Annotated in this window: 21 protein-coding genes; 9 read left to right on the top strand and 12 right to left on the bottom strand. The window is 66.8% G+C overall.

Annotated features, from left to right (window positions below; translation table 11 throughout):
- Positions 1-3: 3 nt before the first annotated feature.
- Positions 4-813, top strand: a complete 810-nt coding sequence (locus IEX71_RS13065) for an SURF1 family cytochrome oxidase biogenesis protein (protein ID WP_188837481.1) — start codon at positions 4-6, stop codon at positions 811-813.
- 14 nt (positions 814-827) lie between these two features.
- Here IEX71_RS13065 and IEX71_RS13060 read toward each other — a convergent pair whose 3' ends face one another.
- The 3 genes from IEX71_RS13060 to IEX71_RS13050 all read right to left on the bottom strand — a co-directional run bounded on the left by IEX71_RS13060 (position 828) and on the right by IEX71_RS13050 (position 4,833).
- Positions 828-1,586, bottom strand: coding sequence for an enoyl-CoA hydratase family protein (locus tag IEX71_RS13060; RefSeq protein ID WP_188837480.1), 759 nt, complete (start codon positions 1,584-1,586; stop codon positions 828-830).
- A gap of 107 nt (positions 1,587-1,693) precedes the next feature.
- Positions 1,694-3,571, bottom strand: a complete 1,878-nt coding sequence (locus IEX71_RS13055) for an ABC transporter ATP-binding protein (RefSeq protein WP_188837479.1) — start codon at positions 3,569-3,571, stop codon at positions 1,694-1,696.
- A 38-nt stretch (positions 3,572-3,609) separates the two neighbouring features.
- Positions 3,610-4,833 carry an MFS transporter gene (locus IEX71_RS13050; protein WP_188837478.1) on the bottom strand — a complete coding sequence of 408 codons (1,224 nt, stop codon included), beginning with the start codon at positions 4,831-4,833 and terminating at the stop codon, positions 3,610-3,612.
- A gap of 88 nt (positions 4,834-4,921) precedes the next feature.
- On the opposite strand from IEX71_RS13050, the gene IEX71_RS13045 reads away from it, so the two are divergent.
- Positions 4,922-5,437 carry a CGNR zinc finger domain-containing protein gene (locus tag IEX71_RS13045; protein WP_229749706.1) on the top strand — a complete coding sequence of 172 codons (516 nt, stop codon included), beginning with the start codon at positions 4,922-4,924 and terminating at the stop codon, positions 5,435-5,437.
- Between the two features lie 337 nt (positions 5,438-5,774).
- Positions 5,775-6,707: an endonuclease domain-containing protein gene (locus tag IEX71_RS13040; RefSeq protein WP_188837476.1), complete on the top strand. Its 933-nt coding sequence runs from the start codon at positions 5,775-5,777 to the stop codon at positions 6,705-6,707.
- A gap of 86 nt (positions 6,708-6,793) precedes the next feature.
- On the opposite strand, the gene IEX71_RS13035 is transcribed toward IEX71_RS13040, so the two are convergent.
- On the bottom strand, positions 6,794-8,392 hold the full coding sequence (locus tag IEX71_RS13035; protein WP_188837475.1) for an ABC-F family ATP-binding cassette domain-containing protein: 1,599 nt from the start codon (positions 8,390-8,392) through the stop codon (positions 6,794-6,796).
- Between the two features lie 164 nt (positions 8,393-8,556).
- Between IEX71_RS13035 and ypfJ the strand changes: the two genes are divergently transcribed.
- On the top strand, positions 8,557-9,540 hold the full coding sequence (gene ypfJ, locus IEX71_RS13030; RefSeq protein ID WP_188837474.1) for a KPN_02809 family neutral zinc metallopeptidase: 984 nt from the start codon (positions 8,557-8,559) through the stop codon (positions 9,538-9,540).
- 126 nt (positions 9,541-9,666) lie between these two features.
- On the top strand, positions 9,667-10,242 hold the full coding sequence (locus IEX71_RS13025) for an AMIN-like domain-containing (lipo)protein (protein WP_188837473.1): 576 nt from the start codon (positions 9,667-9,669) through the stop codon (positions 10,240-10,242).
- A gap of 132 nt (positions 10,243-10,374) precedes the next feature.
- Here IEX71_RS13025 and IEX71_RS13020 read toward each other — a convergent pair whose 3' ends face one another.
- The 8 genes from IEX71_RS13020 to IEX71_RS12985 all read right to left on the bottom strand — a co-directional run bounded on the left by IEX71_RS13020 (position 10,375) and on the right by IEX71_RS12985 (position 17,089).
- On the bottom strand, positions 10,375-10,701 hold the full coding sequence (locus tag IEX71_RS13020) for a metal-sulfur cluster assembly factor (protein ID WP_188837472.1): 327 nt from the start codon (positions 10,699-10,701) through the stop codon (positions 10,375-10,377).
- Positions 10,702-10,703: 2 nt separating this feature from the next.
- Complete coding sequence (gene sufU, locus IEX71_RS13015; protein ID WP_188837471.1) at positions 10,704-11,174, bottom strand: Fe-S cluster assembly sulfur transfer protein SufU; 471 nt, start codon at positions 11,172-11,174, stop codon at positions 10,704-10,706.
- Positions 11,174-12,472 carry an aminotransferase class V-fold PLP-dependent enzyme gene (locus IEX71_RS13010; RefSeq protein ID WP_188837470.1) on the bottom strand — a complete coding sequence of 433 codons (1,299 nt, stop codon included), beginning with the start codon at positions 12,470-12,472 and terminating at the stop codon, positions 11,174-11,176. The genes sufU and IEX71_RS13010 overlap by 1 nt, the downstream gene beginning before the upstream one ends.
- Before the next feature lie 57 nt (positions 12,473-12,529).
- Positions 12,530-13,288, bottom strand: coding sequence for a Fe-S cluster assembly ATPase SufC (gene sufC, locus IEX71_RS13005; RefSeq protein WP_188837469.1), 759 nt, complete (start codon positions 13,286-13,288; stop codon positions 12,530-12,532).
- An 18-nt stretch (positions 13,289-13,306) separates the two neighbouring features.
- Positions 13,307-13,669 (bottom strand): non-heme iron oxygenase ferredoxin subunit, encoded by a 363-nt coding sequence (locus IEX71_RS13000; RefSeq protein WP_188837468.1) that lies wholly within the window; start codon positions 13,667-13,669, stop codon positions 13,307-13,309.
- Positions 13,666-14,841 (bottom strand): Fe-S cluster assembly protein SufD, encoded by a 1,176-nt coding sequence (gene sufD / locus IEX71_RS12995; protein ID WP_188837467.1) that lies wholly within the window; start codon positions 14,839-14,841, stop codon positions 13,666-13,668. Before sufD ends, IEX71_RS13000 begins: the two co-directional genes overlap by 4 nt.
- Before the next feature lie 111 nt (positions 14,842-14,952).
- The gene (gene sufB, locus IEX71_RS12990; protein ID WP_188837466.1) at positions 14,953-16,371 is read right to left on the bottom strand and encodes a Fe-S cluster assembly protein SufB; all 1,419 of its coding nucleotides are present in this window, start codon (positions 16,369-16,371) and stop codon (positions 14,953-14,955) included.
- 64 nt (positions 16,372-16,435) lie between these two features.
- On the bottom strand, positions 16,436-17,089 hold the full coding sequence (locus IEX71_RS12985; protein ID WP_229749705.1) for a helix-turn-helix transcriptional regulator: 654 nt from the start codon (positions 17,087-17,089) through the stop codon (positions 16,436-16,438).
- Between the two features lie 164 nt (positions 17,090-17,253).
- Here IEX71_RS12985 and IEX71_RS12980 point away from each other — a divergent pair, with 164 nt between their 5' ends.
- The 4 genes from IEX71_RS12980 (at position 17,254) to IEX71_RS12965 (ending at position 20,877) form a co-directional block, all read left to right on the top strand.
- The gene (locus IEX71_RS12980; protein WP_308420978.1) at positions 17,254-17,988 is read left to right on the top strand and encodes an ABC transporter ATP-binding protein; all 735 of its coding nucleotides are present in this window, start codon (positions 17,254-17,256) and stop codon (positions 17,986-17,988) included.
- Complete coding sequence (locus IEX71_RS12975) at positions 17,985-18,728, top strand: ABC transporter permease (RefSeq protein ID WP_188837464.1); 744 nt, start codon at positions 17,985-17,987, stop codon at positions 18,726-18,728. The genes IEX71_RS12980 and IEX71_RS12975 overlap by 4 nt, the downstream gene beginning before the upstream one ends.
- A complete protein-coding gene (locus IEX71_RS12970; protein ID WP_229749704.1) occupies positions 18,725-19,693 on the top strand; it encodes a COX15/CtaA family protein in 969 nt (322 codons plus the stop codon). The genes IEX71_RS12975 and IEX71_RS12970 overlap by 4 nt, the downstream gene beginning before the upstream one ends.
- Positions 19,694-19,830: 137 nt before the next feature.
- Positions 19,831-20,877, top strand: a complete 1,047-nt coding sequence (locus IEX71_RS12965; protein ID WP_188837462.1) for a class I SAM-dependent methyltransferase — start codon at positions 19,831-19,833, stop codon at positions 20,875-20,877.
- Positions 20,878-20,895: the final 18 nt, after the last annotated feature.

The following is a 20,895-nucleotide window of genomic DNA, read 5'->3' as shown; positions in this document are numbered from 1 at the left end:
GGTGTGCTCCGCAGGCTACTTACCCGACGCTGGCTCACCTGGTTGTTGATCGCAGTCGTCTGGGCCGTCGCCTGTGTCTTCCTCGGCCGCTGGCAGTGGCACCGGTACGAGGACAAGTCGCTGTCTCAGCACCAGGTCTCCGACAACTACAACGCAGCACCCGTCGCGGTCACCTCGATCCTGCACGACAAGGACACCCAGCTGTCGCCGAACGACAAGTGGCGACAGGTGAAGCTGGTCGGTCATTACGAGCCGGCGAAGAAGCTGCTGGTGCGCAACCGTCCCAACGACGGCTACTTCGGCTACGAACTCGTCATACCGTTCGATCAGCAGAGCGGGCCGACCGTGCTGGTCGATCGTGGCTGGCTCGAGAACGGCCGCACCGCCAACGAGCCAAAGACCGTCCCGCCGACACCGGGCGGCCCCGTCACCGTCGTCGGGTGGCTGCAACCCGGCGAGCAGGCCAAGAACAACAAGCCGGTCCCCGGGCAGGTCGCCTCGATCAACCTCGACACCATCGCAGAGCTGACCAACGACGACCTGCTGACCGGCGGCTATGTGCTGATGCGCTCGGAGAAGCCGGCGGCGCCCGCGACGACGAAGGGCCTCGCCGCGCTACCGAAGCCCGACCCCGGCACGTATGCCGGGATCAACTTCAGCTACGCGCTGCAGTGGTGGGCCGCGGCCATCGGCGGGATCCTGCTGATGCTCTACCGGTGCTGGAAGGAGGAGCAGGAAGCGGTGCACGGCCCGAAACCGCCGAAACCGAAGAAGCCCAAGAAGGTTCGCATCTGGGACGAGGAAGACGAGTAGAAGGCCCCGACCAGCTACGGCTTCTTCTTCCGGTCGAGGAACGCCTGCATCGCAGCCTTGGCCTCATCGGAGCCGAACAACCGCGCCGACAGTTTCGCCATGTCGTCCCCGTGCGCGTCGATGTTCGCCAGCAACGGCGCCGAGACCAATGCCTTGCTCTCCCGCAGACCCTGCGGGCTGGCCTTCGTGAGCTGCTCCAACACCGCGGCAACCGTCGCATCCAACTCCCCGGCAGGGACCGCCTCGGTGATCAGTCCGACCTCGGCCGCCGTTGTCGCGTCGAAGGATTCGGCTGTCAGGAACGTGCGAGCGGCAGCCCTGCTGGTCATCCGCGGCAGCGTCGTCAGTGAGATGAGCGCAGGCGCCAGGCCGAGGCGAGCCTCGGTGAATGCGAATGTCACCGTGTCGGCCGCAACGACGATGTCGGCGGCGCCGACCAGGCCCAGGCCACCGGCGCGCACCGGCCCGTGCAGCCGTATGACGACCGGCTTGCCCGAGGCAACGATCTGCCGCTGCAGCGCGACCAGGTCGTGTGCACCCTGCTCCATCCCGCCGGACTTCGCCTCGGAAAGGTCCGCACCGGAGCAGAAGACGCTGCCCGCGGCGGTCAGCAGCACCGCCCGGACCTCGACGTCCTCATCGGCCGTGTGCAGTGCCTGGGACAACTCCCCCACCAATTGCTTGCTGAGCGCGTTGCGGTTGTGCTGGCTGTCCAGGGTGATGGTCGCGATCCCACGGTCGGTCTGCAGGTGGACCAGCTGCGTTGTCGTCATACGGCCGACGCTAGCTCACCCCACGAAGCTCTCCGCTCGTTCCTCGCTCCGATGCTTCGCGGGGCCCCGAGCTCCGACGACTGGCCTTTGGCGCGCTCACCGGGACCTCAGTCGATCGGCGCCGGCGACTTGTCCGGCTGATCGCGGAACTGCGTGTGGTAGAGGTCGGCGTAGGTGCCGCCGGCGGCGAGCAACTCCTCGTGCGAGCCACGCTGGACGATGCGCCCGTCCTCCATAACCAGGATCAGGTCGGCGTCCCTGATCGTGGACAGCCGGTGCGCGATGACGATCGAGGTGCGGCCGGCCAACGCCGAGTCCAGCGCACGCGAGACGGCGGCCTCGGACTCCGAGTCCAGGTGCGCCGTCGCCTCGTCGAGCACGACGACCGACGGCGCCTTGAGCAACAGCCGTGCGATCGCGAGCCGCTGCTTCTCCCCGCCGGACAGACGGTGCCCACGATCGCCGACCATGGTGTCCAATCCGTACGGAAGGCGGCTGACCAGGTCCCAGACCTGGGCCTCCCGCAGCACCCGCTCCAGGTCGTCGTCGGAGGCGTCCGGCTTGGCGTAGAGCAGGTTGGCCCGAATCGTGTCGTGGAACATGTGGGCCTCCTGCGTCACGACGCCGACCCGTTCGCGCAGCGAGTCCGACGACACCTTGCGCAGATCCTGTCCCCCGATGCGGACAGCACCGTTGACCGGGTCGTAGAGGCGGGACACCAGGCCGATGGTGGTCGTCTTCCCGGCACCCGAGGGTCCGACCAGGGCGACCATCCGACCTGGTTGTGCCTGGAACGAGATCCCTTGCAGCACAGTCGATCCATCACCCTTGTCGCGCGTGAGCACAGTCTGCAGAGACTCGATCGACACCTGCTCGGCGGTCGGGTAGCCGAAGACGACGTCGTCGAACTCCACTCCGATCGGTCCGGCGGGTAGTCCGACCGGGTCGGGGTCTTCGGCGACCAATGGCTTCAGGTCCAGGATCTCGAAGACCCTCTCGAAGGAGATGAGCGCCGTGAGTACGTCGACGCGCACACTCGAGAGCTGGGTCAGCGGAGCGTAGAGCCGGCCCAGCAGAGCGGCCAGCGCAAGCAATGTGCCGATGGTCAGCGTGCCGTTGACCGCCATGACTCCCCCGATGCCGTAGACCACCGCGGTCGCGAGACTGGCCAGCAGGGTCAGTCCGACCAGGAAGATCGCGCGCTGCACCGCGATGCTGATGCCGTAGTCACGCACCTTCGCAGCACGCTCGGCATACTCCTCGTCCTCCTGGGTCGGGCGTCCGAAGAGCTTGACCAGGAGGGCACCTGCGACGTTGAAGCGCTCGGTCATCCGGGCGCCGAGGTCGGCGTTCTCGGTCATCTGGCCGCGGGTGAGGCCGGCCAGCCGGCGGCCCAGGATCCGTGTCGGGATGAGGAAGAACGGCACGAGCAACAGCGCTGCGAGCGTGATCTGCCACGACAGTGCCGCCATGGCGATGACGATGACCAGCACGCTGACCAGGTTGGACACCACGTTGGACATCACCGACGTGAACGCTTGCTGGGCGCCGATGACGTCCGAATTCAGCCGGGTCACCAGAGCGCCGGTCTGTGCACGCGTGAAGAACGCGATCGGTTGCCGCAGCACATGGCTGAACACCTCACGCCGCAGGTCGTAGATCAACCCCTCACCGAGCCCCGCGGACAGCCAACGCTCGACGACTCCGAGGGCCGCGTCGACGATCGCCACGACGGCGGCTGCGACAGCGAGCCAGACGACCAGTTCGGTGTTCTTGTCACCGACACCCTTGTCGACGATCTCCTTGAGAATCAACGGTGTTGCGATCACCAGCAGCGAGTCGAAGACGACCAGCACGAGGAAGCTACCGATCTTGCGACGGTAAGGCTGGGCGTAGCCGAGCACCCGCCGAGACGTGCCGGGTTTCAGCTTCGACATCTCGGTCGACTCGCGGGTCAGCGAGTGCATCACCTGCCAGTTGCTCATCGTCCTCCTCTGAAGCGGACCAGCGATCTACTCATCCGTCAAGCGCCAACAACAGCAGGAGGCAATGTATGCCGAAGGAACACCCCGACGCGCGGTGTGACCACGGCCAGCAGCAACGTGACGGCGGCCGTCCCCGCCCACAGAGGCACTCCGTCATACGCCGTGAGGGTGGCGCCGATGATGAGTGGCGCGACAGTGGTCGCGATCCCCCAGCTGAGGCCGAAGACGGCAAGGTAGCGGCCGGCAGCCCCCTTCGGCGCCATCCGGGAGGCCTGTGCGTAGAGATGACTCATCAGCAGCACGTCGGCGATCGCGCCGACGACACCGCAGGCGATCACGACGAGCGCGGTGTGCGCGATCGCCAGCAGCCCGACCGCGGCAGCCAGGATCACGAATCCGGCTGTCAGAGCGACGAATCCGCCGTCAGCATTGAGACGTTCGACCCGTAGCAGCGGTTGTGCCAGCACGGCGACCACTGCTGACACGGCAGTGTCGACGCCGATCACCCAGAGGCCGATCCCGCGGTCAGCCACGGTGAGTGGCAACCCGAAGACGGTGATCATGTAGACGATGGTGAAGACCGTCGACAGTGCGAACAACGCCATCAGGCGGCGGTCCTGCCACGGCCAGGCAGCGACGCCGGCCGTTGCGTCGGGCTTGCCTTCGGGCAGGAAGGCGCGGATCACCACGGCGCACAGCAGACAGGTGGCGGCGTCGATGACGAACAGCAGACGCAGGTCCAGACCCGCAACGACGCCGGCCACTCCCCCGGCGGCCACAGCTGCGATGGTCATGGACACGAAGAGCAGTCCGAACAGCGCCGGGCGGGTGCGGTCGTCGCTCTCCTCGGAGATCAACGCCTGGGTCGGCGGCTCGATGAGTTCGTAGGAGAGCCCCAGCCCGATCGCGCCCACCACTGCGACGACGGTCGTATGCGATGCGGCGAGAATGAATTGCGTTGTGGCACACCCAATCAGACCCAAAAGGATGGTTCTTCGGGCGCCGATCCGATCCAACAACCACCCGCCGGCCAGCCGCGAAGGAATCGTCGCAAGTCCGAATGCAGCGACGATGAGCCCGGCGCTGCGCACCGACTCGTGCAGCTCCTCGGTGAGCAGTACCGCCAGGAACGCCATCGAGAAACCGCCGACGCGATTGACCATCCGGGCGACCAGCAGAGCCTTCGCACCCGACGACAACAGTCTCCACGCGGCAAGCGGATGCGAGGTCGCGTGACTGTCGTCTATGGTTTGGGTGGTCACGCAGCAAACGCTACGCAGGAACGGAGTAACTGGTCAAGTGCGTTTCGACAGTCACATTGAAAGATTACTCACCGCGTCCTCGCGATTGGTGAATGCACTCACCCCAGGATGGGACGGCGGCCAGCCCGTCGAGTCACCTCGCGGCGGCGCCCTCCGCGCAGCGATCGGCGAGGCGCTGACCTTCGACCACGCCACACCCACCGTCAGTGCGGCTGCGGCGCGCATCATCGTCGATGTCGTGCCGGACGTCCGGGCAGTCTTCGAGTCCGCAGCAGCCGGTGACACCGCCCGTGCGGCACAGGTCACCAACGCACTGCTGACCCGCACCGGCGCTCGTCCGCAGCTCAACCCGGACCCGGATGGCACCTGGCACCTGCACTTCCACGGTCCGACGGACAGTCTCGGGCCGGGCTGGACGGCAGGTCTGGCGGCCGGCCTGACGATGGCGCTCGGGGTCGACGAGATCGGCCGGCTCGGTGTCTGCAACGCCGAGCGCTGCGACCGGGTGTATGTCGACACCTCGCGCAACGGCACCCGGCAGTTCTGCTCGACGCGCTGCCAGAACCGCACCAAAGCCGCTGCTCACCGCGCGCGCCAGAAGTAGTAGCGGCCCGGGGCGGTCGCCATACCCGCACCTTCCAAACGACCGTCGTCCCAAAATCACGTAAGCACGCCCCAGTCCAGCGCAATCAGAACGACCGTCGTCCCAAAATCACGTAAGCACCGCCCATTCCAGCGCAATCAGAACGACCGTCGTCCCAAAATCACGTAAGCACCGCCCATTCCAGCGCAATCAGAACGACCGTCGTCCCAAAATCACGTGAGCACGCCCCAGTCCAGCGCAATCAGAACGACCGTCGTCCCAAAATCACGTGAGCAGCGCCATCGGGCCCTGTGGACAACTTCTGCGGCGATCGCCATCTCTCTGCAACTGTGCTGTGATGACCTCGCCAGCGCCGCTTCTGGGACCTGCCTCTCGGCTCTCGGACTTCTTCACCACCGACGAGGCGCTTGCCGCCGGACTCCGGCCACGCGACCTCGCAGCCGGGGACGACTTCCGACAGGTCTTCTGGGGTGGTTATGTGAAGACCAGCGCAAGTCCGACGTATGCCGACGAGGTCGCGTTCGCTCTCCGGGTCGTGCCCAGCGCGGCGTTCGCAACCGAGCACAGCGCGTCGCGGCTGCTCGGTGGAATAGCGCCGGGCGCATCGAATCTGCATCTTGGCACCACCGTCCGGCACAAGTGCAAGAGAGACGGCATCAAACTTCGGTTCTACACACATCCACCGAGACTCGTACTTGTAAAAGGCGTTTGGGCTACCGCACCCCCGCAGACGTTTCTGGACCTCGCGCGGTCGCTGGAGTTCGCCGACCTGCTCGTTCTCGGCGATTCGCTGGTGCGACGGTCGGATTGCACGCCCTCCGACATACAGCGTTTCGTCGCAGATTCGTCAGCCCACGGGGCGAGCCACGCTCGCGCCGTCGCGAAATTGGTTCGGAGCCGGGTCGACTCACCGAACGAGAGCCGCCTTCGGCTGCTGATGGTGAGCGGCGGACTTCCCGAGCCCACCCTCAACCTCGTGGTGCACGGAACCACCCGACGCGCCAGCCGCAAAATCGACCTCGCCTTCGAGGAGTACAAAGTCGGAGTGGAGTTCGACGGACGGCACCACATCGAGCAGATCAATCAGTGGAACGAAGACATTCTGCGTCGTGAAGAGCTCGAGGCGATGGGCTGGCGCTTCATCATCATCACGTCGTCGACGTTGTACGCGGCCCCTCTCGACGTGCTCAAGCGGATAGCCGACGCACTCGTTCTCGCCGGCGCGACCGACATTCACCTCCAGCAGGAATGGCGGCGCCACTTCGGCTGATGCAATCGGAACGACCGTCGTCCCAAAATCGCACCTCCTGGGCCCAAGCTCGCGACATCGGAACGACCGTCGTCCCAAAATCACGCTCAGGCGAGCTCGACCAGGTCCTGGTAGTCCGGGCCCCACAGGTCCTCGACGCCGTCCGGCAGCAGCAACACGCGCTCCGGCTCGAGCGCCTCGACCGCGCCAGGGTCGTGGGTGACGAGCACGACGGCTCCCTCGAACGCCCGCAGCGCACCGAGGATCTCCTCGCGGGACGCCGGGTCGAGGTTGTTCGTCGGCTCGTCGAGCAGCAGCACGTTCGCAGCCGAAACCACAAGCAGCGCAAGGGAAAGCCGCGTCTTCTCGCCACCGGACAACACCCTGGCCGGCTTCTCGACGTCGTCGCCGCTGAAGAGGAACGATCCCAGAACCTTGCGGGTCTCGGTCTCGTCCAGATCCGGTGCCGCGGACTTCATGTTGGCCAGCACCGTGCGATCTACGTCGAGGTTCTCGTGCTCCTGCGCGTAGTAGCCCAGCTTGAGGCCGTGACCGGGTTGCACCTCACCGGTGTCCGGCTGATCGACGCCGGCCAGGATCCGCAGCAAGGTCGTCTTGCCCGCGCCGTTCAGTCCGAGCACCACGACCTTGGACCCGCGATCGATCGCCAGGTCGACGTCGGTGAAGATCTCCAGCGATCCGTAGGAGCGCGACAGGCCCTGCGCCATCAACGGGGTCTTGCCAGAGGAGGCCGGCGTCGGGAAGCGCAGCTTGGCGACCTTGTCCTGCTGGCGCGTGCCTTCGGCGCTCTGCAGCATCCGCTCGGCACGCCGGATCATGTTCTGGGCGGCTGTCGCCTTCGTCGCCTTGTAGCGCATCTTCTCGGCCTGGGCCAGCAACGCGCCGGCCTTCTTCTCGGCGTTCTGCCGCTCCCGATGCCGCCTGCGCTCGTCGGTCTCCCGCTGCTTCAGGTAGGTCTTCCAGCCGACGTTGTACTGGTCGATCTCCGCGCGGTTGGCGTCCAGGTGGAAGACCCTGTTGACGACCTGATCGAGCATCTCGACGTCGTGACTGATGATCACCAGTCCGCCGGAGTAGGTCTTCAGGTAATCGCGCAGCCAGTGCACCGAGTCGGCGTCCAGGTGGTTGGTCGGCTCGTCGAGGAGTAACGACTCGGCGCCCGAGAAGAGGATCCGGGCAAGCTCGACACGCCGACGCTGTCCACCGGACAGCGTCTCGAGCGGCTGGTCCAGCACGCGGCCGGGCAGAGCCAGCGACGAGGCCAACGATGCGGCCTCGGACTCGGCGGCATACCCGCCCTTGCCGAGGAACTCGGCGTCCAGCCGCGAGTAGCGACGCATCGCACGCTCGCGCTTCTCCTCGTCCTCGTCCGCCATTGCCTTCTCCGCGGCACGCAGATCACGCAGGACGATGTCCAGCCCGCGCGCCGACAGGATGCGATCACGCGCCAGCATCGACAGATCGCCGGTGCGCGGATCCTGCGGCAGATAGCCGATCTCCCCCGACGAGGTCACCGTGCCCGCAGCCGGTTGCCCCTCGCCCGCGAGCACCTTGGTCAGCGTCGTCTTGCCGGCGCCGTTCCGGCCGACCAGACCAACCCGATCACCCGCAGCGACCCGGAAGGTGGCCTCCTCGAGAAGGATCCGTGACCCCGCACGCAACTCGATCCCCTGTGCGGTGATCACGACGCTTCCTTTCTGATGGCTTCTCACACATGACGGAGCGCCTGCCGCTACGCCGTGCTCAGCGCGTGCTTCAGGCGCCCGAAGCTGTTCACTCGCTAGTCTACGTCCAGGGTCAGCGACGCCCCAATCCGTTTTCGGTGTCGCAGCAACGAAGGGAACCTGCCGTGACGTTCAACGACAACGCCAACATCGGCACCGGCGACGTCTCCAGTGGCGGCAGCGGTGGCGGAGGCGGGGGCGGCGTCGGCGGCCTGATGCCCGGCGGTATGGCGGTCGGCGGTGTCGGCGGCGTGATCGTGATGATTCTCATGGTGCTCTTCGGTGGCGATCTGACCGGCGGCTCCGGGGGCGGCGGCGGTTACGCCGGGCAACTCAACGGCAACCAGGCCAACCCCTACGGCCAGGACCAGATCGACTCCGGCGGCGACGCCATCCAGCAGCAACTGGACCAGTGCAAGACCGGGGCCGACGCCAACAAGAACGACCTGTGTCTGATCAAGGGCACCGTCGCCAGCGTCGAGGGCTTCTGGAAGGTCTACCTCCCCAAGACCGCGAACAAGGACTACTCCCCCGCGATCACCAAGGTCTACTCCGGGCAGATGCAGTCCGGTTGCGGCACCGCAACGACCGAGATGGGGCCGTTCTACTGCCCGCTGGACAAGCAGGTCTACATCGACGCCGGGTTCTTCCAGGAGCTGCAGAGCCAGTACGGCTCCGACGGCGGCCAGCTGGCCAAGGAATACGTGCTCGCGCACGAATACGGCCACCACATCCAGGACATCCTCGGGCTGCTCGGTCGCGCCCAGCAGGACCCGAAGGGCGCCGAGTCCGCCTCGGTCCGCACCGAGTTGCAGGCCGACTGCTTCGCCGGCATCTGGGTCTCGTATGCCGACGGCTCACGTAACGGCCAGAACGGCGTCACGATCGACCCGCTGCTGAAGAAGATCAACTCCTCGGACATCGACTCCGCCCTGTCCGCGGCGGCAGCGGTCGGCGACGACCGGATCCAGCAGAAGGCGCAGGGACGGGTCACCCCGGAGACCTGGACCCACGGCTCGTCCGCGGCACGCCAGAAGTGGTTCAAGGTCGGCTACGACAAGGGCAGTCTCAATGCCTGCAACACCTTCGACGCCGCCAGCGTCGAGTAGCTCTCCGGCACGCGTCGATGTGATCTGTGTCACAAAGATCTCGGCATACCGAGCAACCTCCCGTATGACGACGGCGTCCTTCTTGCACACCACACTCCGTGGTGTGCAAGAAGGGAAGGAAACGTCATGTCTCACACCAAAGTTCGGGGTGGTTTGCGCAGCAAGGCTGCGCTTGCGGTGTGTGGTCTGACTGCAGCCACCGTCATACCCCTGGCAGCCTCCGGGTCGGCGCAGGCCGCGCCGTACTGCGGCATCACCTGGGGTTCGACCGCCAAGGTCTCGGCTGCGCTCACGTCGGACACCGTGCGCGGTGCCCGCTCCGGTCAGCACACGTGCTACGACCGGCTCGTCCTCGATCTCGGCGGCTACGGCCACAGCACCGGATACCGCGTGCGGTACGTCAGCGCTGTCAGCGGACCGTCCGGCATGCCCGTGCCGCTCAGCGGCGCGGCTCGCCTGCAGATCGATGTGAATGCGGCGGCATCGGACTCCCGGGGGAATCCGACCTACCGACCCGCAGATCCTCGGCACGTCACCGACGTGACCGGATACCGGACCTTCCGTCAGGTCGCGCTCATCGCGTCCTTCGAGGGTAAGAGCACCTTCGGGCTCGGTGTGCGCGCACGACTGCCGATGCGGGCGTTCGTCATACAGGACCCGACAGGACAACGACTGGTGATCGACGTCGCCCACAGGTGGTGACCTGACCGGAGCACACTCTTCGCCGAGAGGACACCGGATCACCGAGAGGATAGGCAAAAAGGCCGTTTTGAGGGCTGATTCGCCTATCCTCTCGGCCGTCGCCTGTCCTCTCGGCGAAAGGGGCGGCTCAGATCAGATGTTGAAGCCGAGCGCGCGCAGCTGCTCGCGCCCGTCGTCGGTGATCTTGTCCGGGCCCCACGGCGGCATCCACACCCAGTTGATGCGGTGCGACTCGACCAGGCCCTCGAGGGCGGCAGCGGTCTGGTCCTCGATCACGTCGGTCAGCGGGCAGGCTGCCGACGTCAGGGTCATGTCGATGACCGCGGCGTTGTCGGAGTCGACGGTGATGCCGTAGATCAGCCCGAGGTCGACGACGTTGATGCCGAGCTCGGGGTCCACGACGTCACGCAGCGCCTCCTCGACGTCCGCGACATTCGGCGGGGTGGCTACCTCAGCCATGATCAATCTCCCGTTCTGGTGGTGGCGGAACTGATGTCCACGCCGGCCTGCGCCAGCGCGTCGGTGTATGCCGCCCAGGGCAGCAGTGCGCATTTGACCCGTGCGGGGTACTTCGACACTCCAGCAAACGCTACGCCGTCGCCGATGATTTCCTCATCGCCGGCGTCCTGTCCCTTGGAGGTGAGCATGTGGCGCATCGCCTCGAAGGTCCGCAGCGTCTCAGCGACCGGGTGTCCGATCACTTCCTCGGCCAGGACCGAGGCGGAGGCGACCGAGATCGAGCAACCGATCGAGTCGTAGGAGACGTCCTCGACCTGTGCATCCTCGCCGGATCCAGACACGTTAACCCGGAGGGTGACCTCGTCACCGCAGGTGGTGTTGACGTGGTGCGTCTGTGCGTCGTAGGGCTCACGCAGACCGGCGTGCGCGGGGTGCTTGGAGTGATCCAGGATCAGCTCTTGGTAGAGATCCATCAGACCGCCACCCCGAAGATGTCCGGCACGCGGTCGAGTGCGTCCAAGAACGCCTGCACCTCGTCGACCGTGGTGTAGGGCCCGAAGCTGGCTCGAGTCGTCGCAGTGATCCGCCCGGCGCGGTGCAGTGGCCACGCACAGTGGTGTCCGGTGCGCACGGCCACTCCCGAGTCGTCGAGCACCTGCCCGACATCGTGCGGGTGGACGCCGTCGATAACGAACGCCACGGCGCCCGTGCGCTTCGCGGGATCGAGTGGGCCGAGCACTCGCACCCACGGTCGCTGCGCCAGCCCGTCCAGCGTGGCTTCGATCAGCGTCCGATCGTGCGCGTGGACCGCGTCCATGCCGAGAGCGGACAGGTAGTCACACGCGGCGGCGAGGCCGACCGCCTGTGACTCGTTGGGCACGCCCGCCTCGAAACGTTGCGGCGGAGGCGCATAGGTCGAACCCTCCATGCGGACCAGCTCGATCATCGAGCCGCCGTAGAGGAAGGGAGGCATCGCCTCGAGCAGTTCCCGCCGACCGACGAGAACGCCCACGCCATACGGACCGAGCATCTTGTGTCCGCTGAACGCCATGAAGTCCACACCCAGGGACGCGAAGTCGACCGGCAGGTGCGGCACCGACTGGCATGCGTCCAGGACCGTCAGGACCCCGGACCGGCGCGCCAGGTCAGCCAGCTCGCGCACCGGGTTGATGGTGCCCAACACGTTGGAGACGTGCGTGAACGCGAACACCTTCACGCTGGGGCGGGCGAGCAGCTCGCGTGCCCGTGCCATGTCGAGCTCACCGTCGTCGGTGACCTCGATCCAGCGCAACGTGGCGCCGCTGCGCCGTGCGAGCTCCTGCCACGGCACAAGATTGGCGTGGTGCTCCATCACCGTGGTGACGATCTCGTCACCAGGCCCGATGCGGAAGCGCTCGGTCACTGCGGCATCGGCGCCGGGGATGCCGAGGTCACCGGCGGCCGAGGCGTTGCTGAATGCGTAGGCGACCAGATTGATCGACTCGGTCGCGCTCTTGGTGAAGACGACCTCGCCGGGATCCGCGCCGACGAAGCGGGCGACGGTCTCGCGTGCGCCCTCGAACGCCTCCGTCGCTTCCTCGGCGAGCTGGTGAGCGCCTCGGTGTGCGGCAGCGTTGTGCTCCTCGTAGAACGCGCGCTCCGCATCGAGCACGACGCGCGGCTTCTGCGAGGTTGCGCCCGAGTCCAGGTAGACCAGCGGCCGTCCCTCACGAACCGTGCGCTGCAGGATCGGGAAGTCCTTGCGTAACGTCTCGACGTCGAACCCGGTCATCTCGCTCACCTCCTCGGCAGTTCCGAACTGTATGGCGGCCGACGTACCTGACAGAGGTCAGGCCGTCGGCGTCAAGAAGCGGTCGTAGCCCTCGGCCTCGAGGCGGTCGGCCAGCTCGGGGCCACCCTCCTCGGCGACGCGACCGTTGACGAACACGTGCACGTGGTCGGGCTTGATGTAGCGCAGGATCCGCGTGTAGTGGGTGATCAGCAGAACGCCGGCGTCCGTGCTGTCCTTCACCCGGTTGACGCCCTCGGAGACAACCCGCAGCGCGTCGACGTCCAGACCGGAGTCGGTCTCGTCGAGGATGGCCATCTTCGGCTTCAGCAGCTCCAACTGCAGGATCTCGTGACGCTTCTTCTCACCACCGGAGAAGCCTTCGTTGACGCCTCGCTCGGCGAAGCCGTCGTCCATCCGCAGCGCGGCCATCGACTGCTTGATGTCCTTGACCCAGTGGCGCAGCTTCGGAGCTTCACCGTCGACCGCGGTCTTGGCGGTGCGCAGGAAGTTGGACACCGTGACGCCCGGGACCTCCACGGGGTACTGCATGGCCAGGAAGAGGCCCGCGCGGGCGCGCTCGTCGACCTTCATCGCCAGGACGTCTTCGCCGTCGAGGGTGACTGTGCCACTGGTGACGTTGTACTTCGGGTGCCCGGCGATGCTGTAGGCGAGGGTCGACTTGCCCGAGCCGTTCGGGCCCATGATCGCGTGGGTCTCACCCGACTTCACCGTCAGGTTGACACCCTTGAGGATCTCCTTGCTGCCCTTGTCGGTGTCGACGGACACGTGCAGATCGCGAATCTCCAGCGTTGACATGTATTTCCAGCTCTTTCTTCAGCTCGAGGGAACGGAGACGAAAACGTCGCCGTCCTGAATGCGTACGGGGTAGACGGCAATCGGAGCCGTCGCGGGCGGGCCGGTGGGTTCACCGGTGTTGAGGTCGAAGCGGGATCCGTGCAGCCAGCACTCGATCGTGCAGCCGTCGACATCGCCCTCGGACAACGACACGTTGGCGTGGCTGCAGGTGTCGTTGACCGCGCGGACCACGTCCTGCTCGTCGCGCACCAGCGCGACGCGCACACCGTTGATCTCGGCGAGTGCAGGCTCGCCCACGGGAAGTTCGCCGAGCTCACACACTCGGACGAACTCGCCTTCGCCGACCGAGACCGTGTCCAGACCCTGCTCGGTATCGCTCATACCTGGGCTCCGGCCGCCAGCTCGGCGTCGATCGCCTCCATGAGCGGCTCGACGACCGCCGGGACCCCGATCTTGCTGATGACATCGGCGAAGAAGCCGCGCACCACGAGTCGACGTGCCTCGCCCTCGGGGATACCGCGTGCCTGCAGGTAGAACAACTGCTCGTCGTCGAACCGACCGGTGGAGCTGGCGTGTCCCGCTCCCGCGATCTCGCCGGTCTCGATCTCCAGGTTGGGCACCGAGTCGGCACGCGCACCGTCGGTGAGCACCAGGTTGCGATTGAGCTCGTATGTCTCGATGCCTTCGGCCTCGGCCCGGATCAGCACGTCGCCGACCCACACCGAGTGCGCCGACTCCCCTTGCAGTGCACCCTTGTAGGTGACCAGGGACTTCGTCCGCGCGGCGTTGTGATCGATGAACGTGCGGTGCTCCAGGTGCTGCCCGGCGTCGGCGAAGTAGACCCCCAGCAGGGTCGCGTCGCCGCCGGGGCCGTCGTACTTGACGTTGGAGTTGATCCGCACGACCTTGCCGCCCAACGTCACGGCGATGTGTCGGTATGTCGCGTCGCGGCCCACCAGCGCCTCGTGCTGCGCCAGGTGCAGTGCGTCGTCGTCCCACTGCTGCAGGCTGACGACGGTCAGGTGAGCGCCGTCGCCGACGACGACCTCGACGTTGGCCGTGTGCTCGCCGGAGCCGGTGTGCTCCAGGATCACCAGCCCCTTGGAATGAACCCCGGCCTCGATCACGACGTGCCCGTTGGACCGCTTGCCGGCGTTGCCGTGCACGGTCACCCGCAACGGCTCGTCGTACTCCGTCTCGGCGTCGAGCTTCAGATGCAGCGCCTTGGCGCTGTTGGCGTGCGCCAGCGCCGAGGCCCGGTCGCCCGGCACCAGCGCGGTGCCACGCACACCCTCATCAGCGGCCAGTGGCTCGGCGACCACCGACTGGTCGGAAACCTCGACGGTGACCGCGCCGTCCGCAGTCGGCTCGTCCGCGAGCAGGCCGGTCAGTCGGTCGACCGGTGTGAACCGCCAGTCCTCCTCACGGCCGTGCGGCAGCGGGAAGTCGGCGACGTCGAACGACGTCTTGCGCTCGGCACGGGACTTTTCGGGTACCGACGCCTGAGCGGCAGGGTCGACGTGGGTCTTCGCATCGGGTGTCAACAGGGACATCGTGGGGTCAATGGTCCTTCCAGGAAACTGAGCTTTACGGGAAGCCGGTCCTCGACCGCGGCCCCCGCGAAGTATTCGGAGGCGCGAAGCGGTGGAGAGACTTCGTGGGGTTCAGCCGACGGCGCCTTCCATCTGCAGCTCGATCAGCCGGTTGAGTTCGAGCGCGTACTCCATCGGCAACTCGCGCGCGATCGGCTCGACGAAGCCGCGCACGATCATCGCCATTGCCTCCTCCTCGGTCATGCCGCGAGACATCAGATAGAACATCTGGTCCTCACTGACCTTGGAGACCGTTGCCTCGTGGCCCATCTGGACGTCGTCCTCGCGGACGTCGACATACGGGTAGGTGTCCGAGCGACTGATCTGGTCGACCAGCAGCGCGTCACAGACCACGCTGGACTTCGAGCCGTGTGCACCCTCGAGGATCTGGACGAGGCCGCGGTATGACGTGCGGCCACCACCACGGGCGACCGACTTGCTCACGATGGTCGAGCTGGTGTTGGGTGCGGCGTGGACCATCTTCGATCCGGCGTCCTGGTGCTGTCCCTCGCCGGCGAAGGCGATCGACAGGGTCTCGCCCCGGGCGTGCTCGCCCATCAGGAAGACCGCGGGGTACTTCATCGTCACCTTGGAGCCGATGTTGCCGTCGATCCACTCCATGGTCGCGCCGGCTTCGCAGGTCGCGCGCTTGGTGACCAGGTTGTAGACGTTGTTCGACCAGTTCTGGATCGTCGTGTAGCGGACGCGGGCGCCCTTCTTCACGATGATCTCGACGACGGCCGAGTGCAGCGAGTCCGACTTGTAGATCGGCGCGGTGCAGCCCTCGACGTAGTGCACGGAGGAGTCTTCGTCGGCGATGATCAGGGTCCGCTCGAACTGACCCATGTTCTCGGTGTTGATGCGGAAGTAGGCCTGCAGCGGGATGTCGACGTGCACGCCCTTGGGGACGTAGATGAACGACCCACCCGACCACACGGCGGTGTTGAGCGAGGCGAACTTGTTGTCGCCGGCCGGGATGACCGAGCCGTAGTACTCCTTGAAGAGCTCCTCGTGCTCGCGCAGGCCGGAGTCGGTGTCGACGAAGATGACGCCCTTCTCCTCCAGGTCCTCACGGATCTGGTGGTAGACGACCTCGGACTCGTACTGCGCCGCGACGCCCGCGACCAGGCGCTGCTTCTCCGCCTCCGGGATGCCGAGCTTGTCGTAGGTCGCCTTGATGTCCTCCGGCAGCTCCTCCCAGCTGGTGGCCTGCTTCTCGGTGGACTTCACGAAGTACTTGATGTTCTGGAAGTCGATCCCGGTCAGGTCCGAGCCCCACCAAGGCATCGGCTTCTTGTCGAAGAGCTTCAGCGCCTTCAGACGGTTCTTGAGCATCCACTCCGGCTCGTCCTTGCGCCCCGAGATGTCGGCGACGACCTCTTCGGAGAGGCCACGACGTGCGGTCGCACCTGCGGCGTCACTGTCGGCCCAGCCGAATTGGTAGTGACCAATGCCTTCTAGTCCTGGGTTGAGCTCTTCAATCGTGCTCATCAGACTTCTCTCCTTCGTCGCGATGTCTGTTTCGCCTGTGTTCTTGGTCGCTCGCTGCGCTCGCTCATCGCGTATCCCTTTCAGTCGATGGCGAGTTGGGAGTTGGAACGAATGTGGTGCACACGTGGTCGCCCTGGGCCAGCGACGAGAGGCGCTGGACGTGGACGCCGAGGGTCCGCGAGAACGCCTTGGCTTCTTCCTCGCAGAACTGCGGGAACTCCGTGGCGACGTGCTGCACCGGGCAATGGCCCTGACACAGTTGAACCCCTGCCAGCGCAGTGTCATTCCCGACGGGTCGGGTGGTGGCGGCGAAACCCTGCTCGGTCAGCGCGGCCGCGAGCGCCTGGGTGCGGCTGTCCATGTCGCGCCCGGCCGACTCGACGACCGGTGCGGCCTGCTCGGCCATCTTCTCGGCCCGTTGCCGGGCGAACTCGGTGACCGCGGCATCGCCGGAGCTGTCGCGCAGGAAGCGCAGCACTGAGCCGGCAAGCGGCTCGTAGTCGCCGCGCAACCGGGCGTGGCCGGTCGGCGACACGACGAAAGCACGCGCCGGACGTCCGCGCTTGCGCTCGGTGGCGCCGGTGGACTCATGCTCTTCGACCATGTCATCGTGGGCCAGGCAGTCGAGGTGTCGGCGCACCGCGGCAGGCGTCAAGCCGAGCGAGTCCGCGAGCTCGGCCGCCGTGATCGGGCCGCGCTCGGAGATCGTTCGCAGCACACGCTCACGTGTGCCGGTCTCGCCACCGGGGATAAACACAACATCAGTGTGACGTAATTCCCTGGGAACCTTCTAGCCAGGTTTACCTAAGTCGGCTTCGCTCCACGCGTCATCCGCCGGGCCACGGCAGGTCCTGCCAGCGCCACGACCTACACTTGGCGGTCGTGAGTGCTCCCGTTCTGCCGGTCGTCGTTGACGGGGTGACACACCACTACGGCAGCAAGCTCGCACTCGACAAGATGAGCTGGAGCGCACCGGAGGGTGCGATCACCTGCGTCCTCGGCCCCAACGGCGCCGGCAAGACCACAATCATGGAGATGGCTGAGGGATTGCGGCGCCCGGAGTCCGGCGCAGTCCGAGTGCTCGACACCGATCCGTGGGGCGCCAACGCCGCGCACCGACGGCGCGTCGGAGTCATGCTGCAGGACGGTGGCCTGCCCGGGTCGGTCAAGCCGCTCCGGCTGCTCCAGCACATCGCTCGCCTGTATGACGCCACGGACCAATTCCCCGCGCTCGTCGAAGAACTCGGCATCGAAGAGTTCGGCCACACCGCCGTCCGGCGCCTGTCCGGCGGCCAACGCCAGCGCGTCGCGCTCGCCGCCGCACTGATCGGCCGGCCCGAGGTGGTCTTCCTCGACGAGCCCAGCGCGGGCCTCGACCCCCACGCGCGACTGGACGTGTGGGACCTCGTGCGACGCACCCGCGATCGCGGTTGCTGTGTCGTGGTCACCACCCACTCCTTCGACGAGGCCGACCGGTTGGCCGACCGCGTCATCATCGTCGCTGCCGGTTCGGTGGCAGCTGAGGGCTCGGTCGCCGAGGTGAGCGGCGCGGACGGGCTCGAGGACTCCTACTTCTCGCTCACCCGCGCGGCGAAGAAGAGCGAGCCGAGGAAATGAGCACACCCGCGCTGCGCGCGCGAAGCCAGGCCGGCTTCGAGATCCGCACCCTGCTGTCCAACGGCGAGCAGCTGCTCGTCTCCTTGCTCCTGCCTGCCCTCGCGCTGGTCGGACTCGCCGTCGGCAACACCCCCGATCTCGGGGCGGGTCGCCGGATCGACATCGTCGTACCGAGCGTGCTGGCGTTGGCCGTCGTGTCGACCGCCTTCACCGGCCAGGCGATCTCGACCGGCTTCGACCGGCGGTACGGCGTGCTGCGACTGCTCGGGGTCACCCCGCTGGGTCGCTCGGGCCTGCTCGCGGGGAAGGCGCTCGCCGTCGTCGTGATCGTCGCCCTGCAGACCGTGGTGCTCGGCATACTCGGCGCCTGTTTCGGCTGGCACCCCGACCCGCTCGGGGTCGTCGTCGGGCTGCTGCTCATGCTGCTCGGCACCTGGACCTGGGTCGCTCTGGCGCTGCTGATCTCCGGCGTACTGCGCGCCGAGGCTGTGCTCGCGGTGGCCAACCTGCTCTGGGTTCTCTTCGCCGGCGTCGGCGGGCTGCTCCTGCCGACGGACAAGTTTCCCGGAGCCGCGGGCGCGATCCTCCGATTGTTGCCCTCGGGATCACTCGGTGACGGGCTCCGTGATGCGATGACGGGGCATTTCAGCTCGCTCGCCGAACCCGTCGTGGTGCTGTTCGTGTGGGGTGCGGCAGCCACGGCCCTCACTGCCGCAACTTTTCGATGGGACGACCGATGATCACCGAATCCGCACCGGACACGGGCGCTCCGGAGGCACGACCGCGCTGGTCACCGCTGCCCACGTCGCGGCCCGCAGCGGGCCTGCCGACCTGGTTGCACCGACTCTTCTGGCTCAACCTGTTCGTCGAGATCCTGATTGTTGCGACCGGCGGACTGGTCCGACTCACCGCGAGCGGTCTCGGCTGCCCGGACTGGCCACAGTGCGTGCCCGGCTCGCTGACCCCGGTGAAACACCAGGAGCAGTCCTGGCACAAGTACATCGAGTTCGGCAATCGCACCATGACGAGCGTGGTCAGCATCGTGGCGGTCGCACTCCTGGTCGCACTGATCGTCGACCAGCGCAAGGGCTCGGGCCGCCGTGGGCTGTGGCCGCCGGTGGCGTGGATCCTCTTCGGCGTGGCCGTGCAGGCCGTCGTCGGGGGCATCTCGGTGCGCACCGGCCTCAACCCGGCGATCGTGGCGACGCACTTCCTGGCGTCGATGGTGCTGGTCGCTGCATCCGCCTGGCTGGTCTACCGATCCCGTGAGGGCGACACCGCTCCGAAATCACTGGTGCCACGCGAAGTTCGCTGGTTGGGGGCACTCACCGCTGTGCTGGTCGCCGTCGTCCTTTTCCTCGGCACCCTGGTCACCGGGTCCGGTCCGCACTCCGGCGACGACGCCGAGCACCCCGCCCGGTTGGGTTTCGACGTGCGCACCGTCGCGTGGCTGCACGCCGACACGGTGATGCTGCTCACCGGCCTGGTCATCGCGATGCTGGTGGCCACACTGCTGGTTGCTCGTCATACGAGAGCACCCCGGGCTTGGGGTTGGGTAGCGGGCGTGATCGTGCTGCAGGGGATCGTCGGTTACACGCAGTACTTCCTCGAAGTGCCCGGCAGCCTCGTCGAGATCCACATGATCCTGGCCAGCCTCCTCGTGGTCGTCACGACCTGGGCGGTGCTCAGCCTGCGCGAGCGCTGAGCGGGCACCGAGCGGGCGCCGAGCGGGCGCCGAGCGGTCGACGACCGAGCACGATCCTGTGCGTCTCGACCTCCTGCCGCGGACAGGACGATCACTTAGTGTGAAGTGAGTCGTTCGTCGAGCAGAAAGGCCCCTCAATGTCGATCCGGTCAACGGTCGGTGCCAAGTTGCGTGACACCATCGGTCGGTCCCGCACGGAGCAACTCCGCCGCCAGGAGGTCGCTGTGCGCGCCGGTCTGGCGAGGCGGCTCGCACCACAAGCGACCGCGGTCCCCGCGACCACCGGGGTCGGGAAGCCGCCGGCACCGAAGCCCGCCCGGAGGCCGATGACCCGACAGCAGACGATCGAAGCTCTGGGGCACGCGGGGGTCGAAGGCCTCGGCGCCGGGTCGAAGCCGCCGGGCGGGTTGAAGTGGGCTTCCCCCGACCCCTTCCAGCACACCAGCAGCGGGGTGCACAAGCACCATCTGCTCGCGACCATGCACGACCTCCTGCAGCCGCGCACCTACTTCGAGATCGGTGTCGACCAGGGCCAGAGCCTGACCCTGTCCAGTGCCCGCACCATTGCGGTGGACCCGGCATACCGGATCACCCGATCCATCCAGTGCGACGTGCGCACGTTCCTGCTGACCAGCGACGACTTCTTCGCGAAGCCGGGCAGCTTCGACCATTTCGACGGTCGCCCCGCCGACCTGGCCTTCATCGACGGCATGCACCTGGCGGAGTTCGTGATCCGGGACTTCATGAACGCCGAGAAGCACATGTCCCCCGGCGGGGTCATCATTCTCGACGACATGTTGCCGCGAAACTCTTTGGAAGCACAGCGCATCCGACGGACCACCTCGTGGGCCGGCGATGTCTACAAGGTGCACGACGTGCTGCGACGGCACCGACCCGACCTGACGATCCTGCCGGTCAACACCGAGCCGACCGGCAGTTACCTCGTGGTCGGCCTCGACCCCACGTCCACCGTGCTGGACGAGGTGTATGACGCGGAGCTCCCCCGGCTCAGCGCGCCAGACCCGCAGACGGTCGACGCCGACTGGTTGCGCCGGACCGATGCCTACGCACCGAGCGCGATCCTGTCGTCACCGGTGTGGGGCGAGTTGCGAGCACTGCGCGATCGGGACGCCGCGGCCTCGGCATACACCGAGTTGTGGAAGCAACTGCGCGAGACGCGCTGAGCCGGTCTCGACCCAGCT

The sequence above is a fragment of the Flexivirga endophytica genome (assembly GCF_014640635.1).
In the GTDB taxonomy this organism is placed as follows: Bacteria; Actinomycetota; Actinomycetes; order Actinomycetales; family Dermatophilaceae; genus Flexivirga; species Flexivirga endophytica.
Note: the sequence above shows the minus strand (reverse complement) of the source record. Positions and strands in the feature narration are given on the sequence as shown.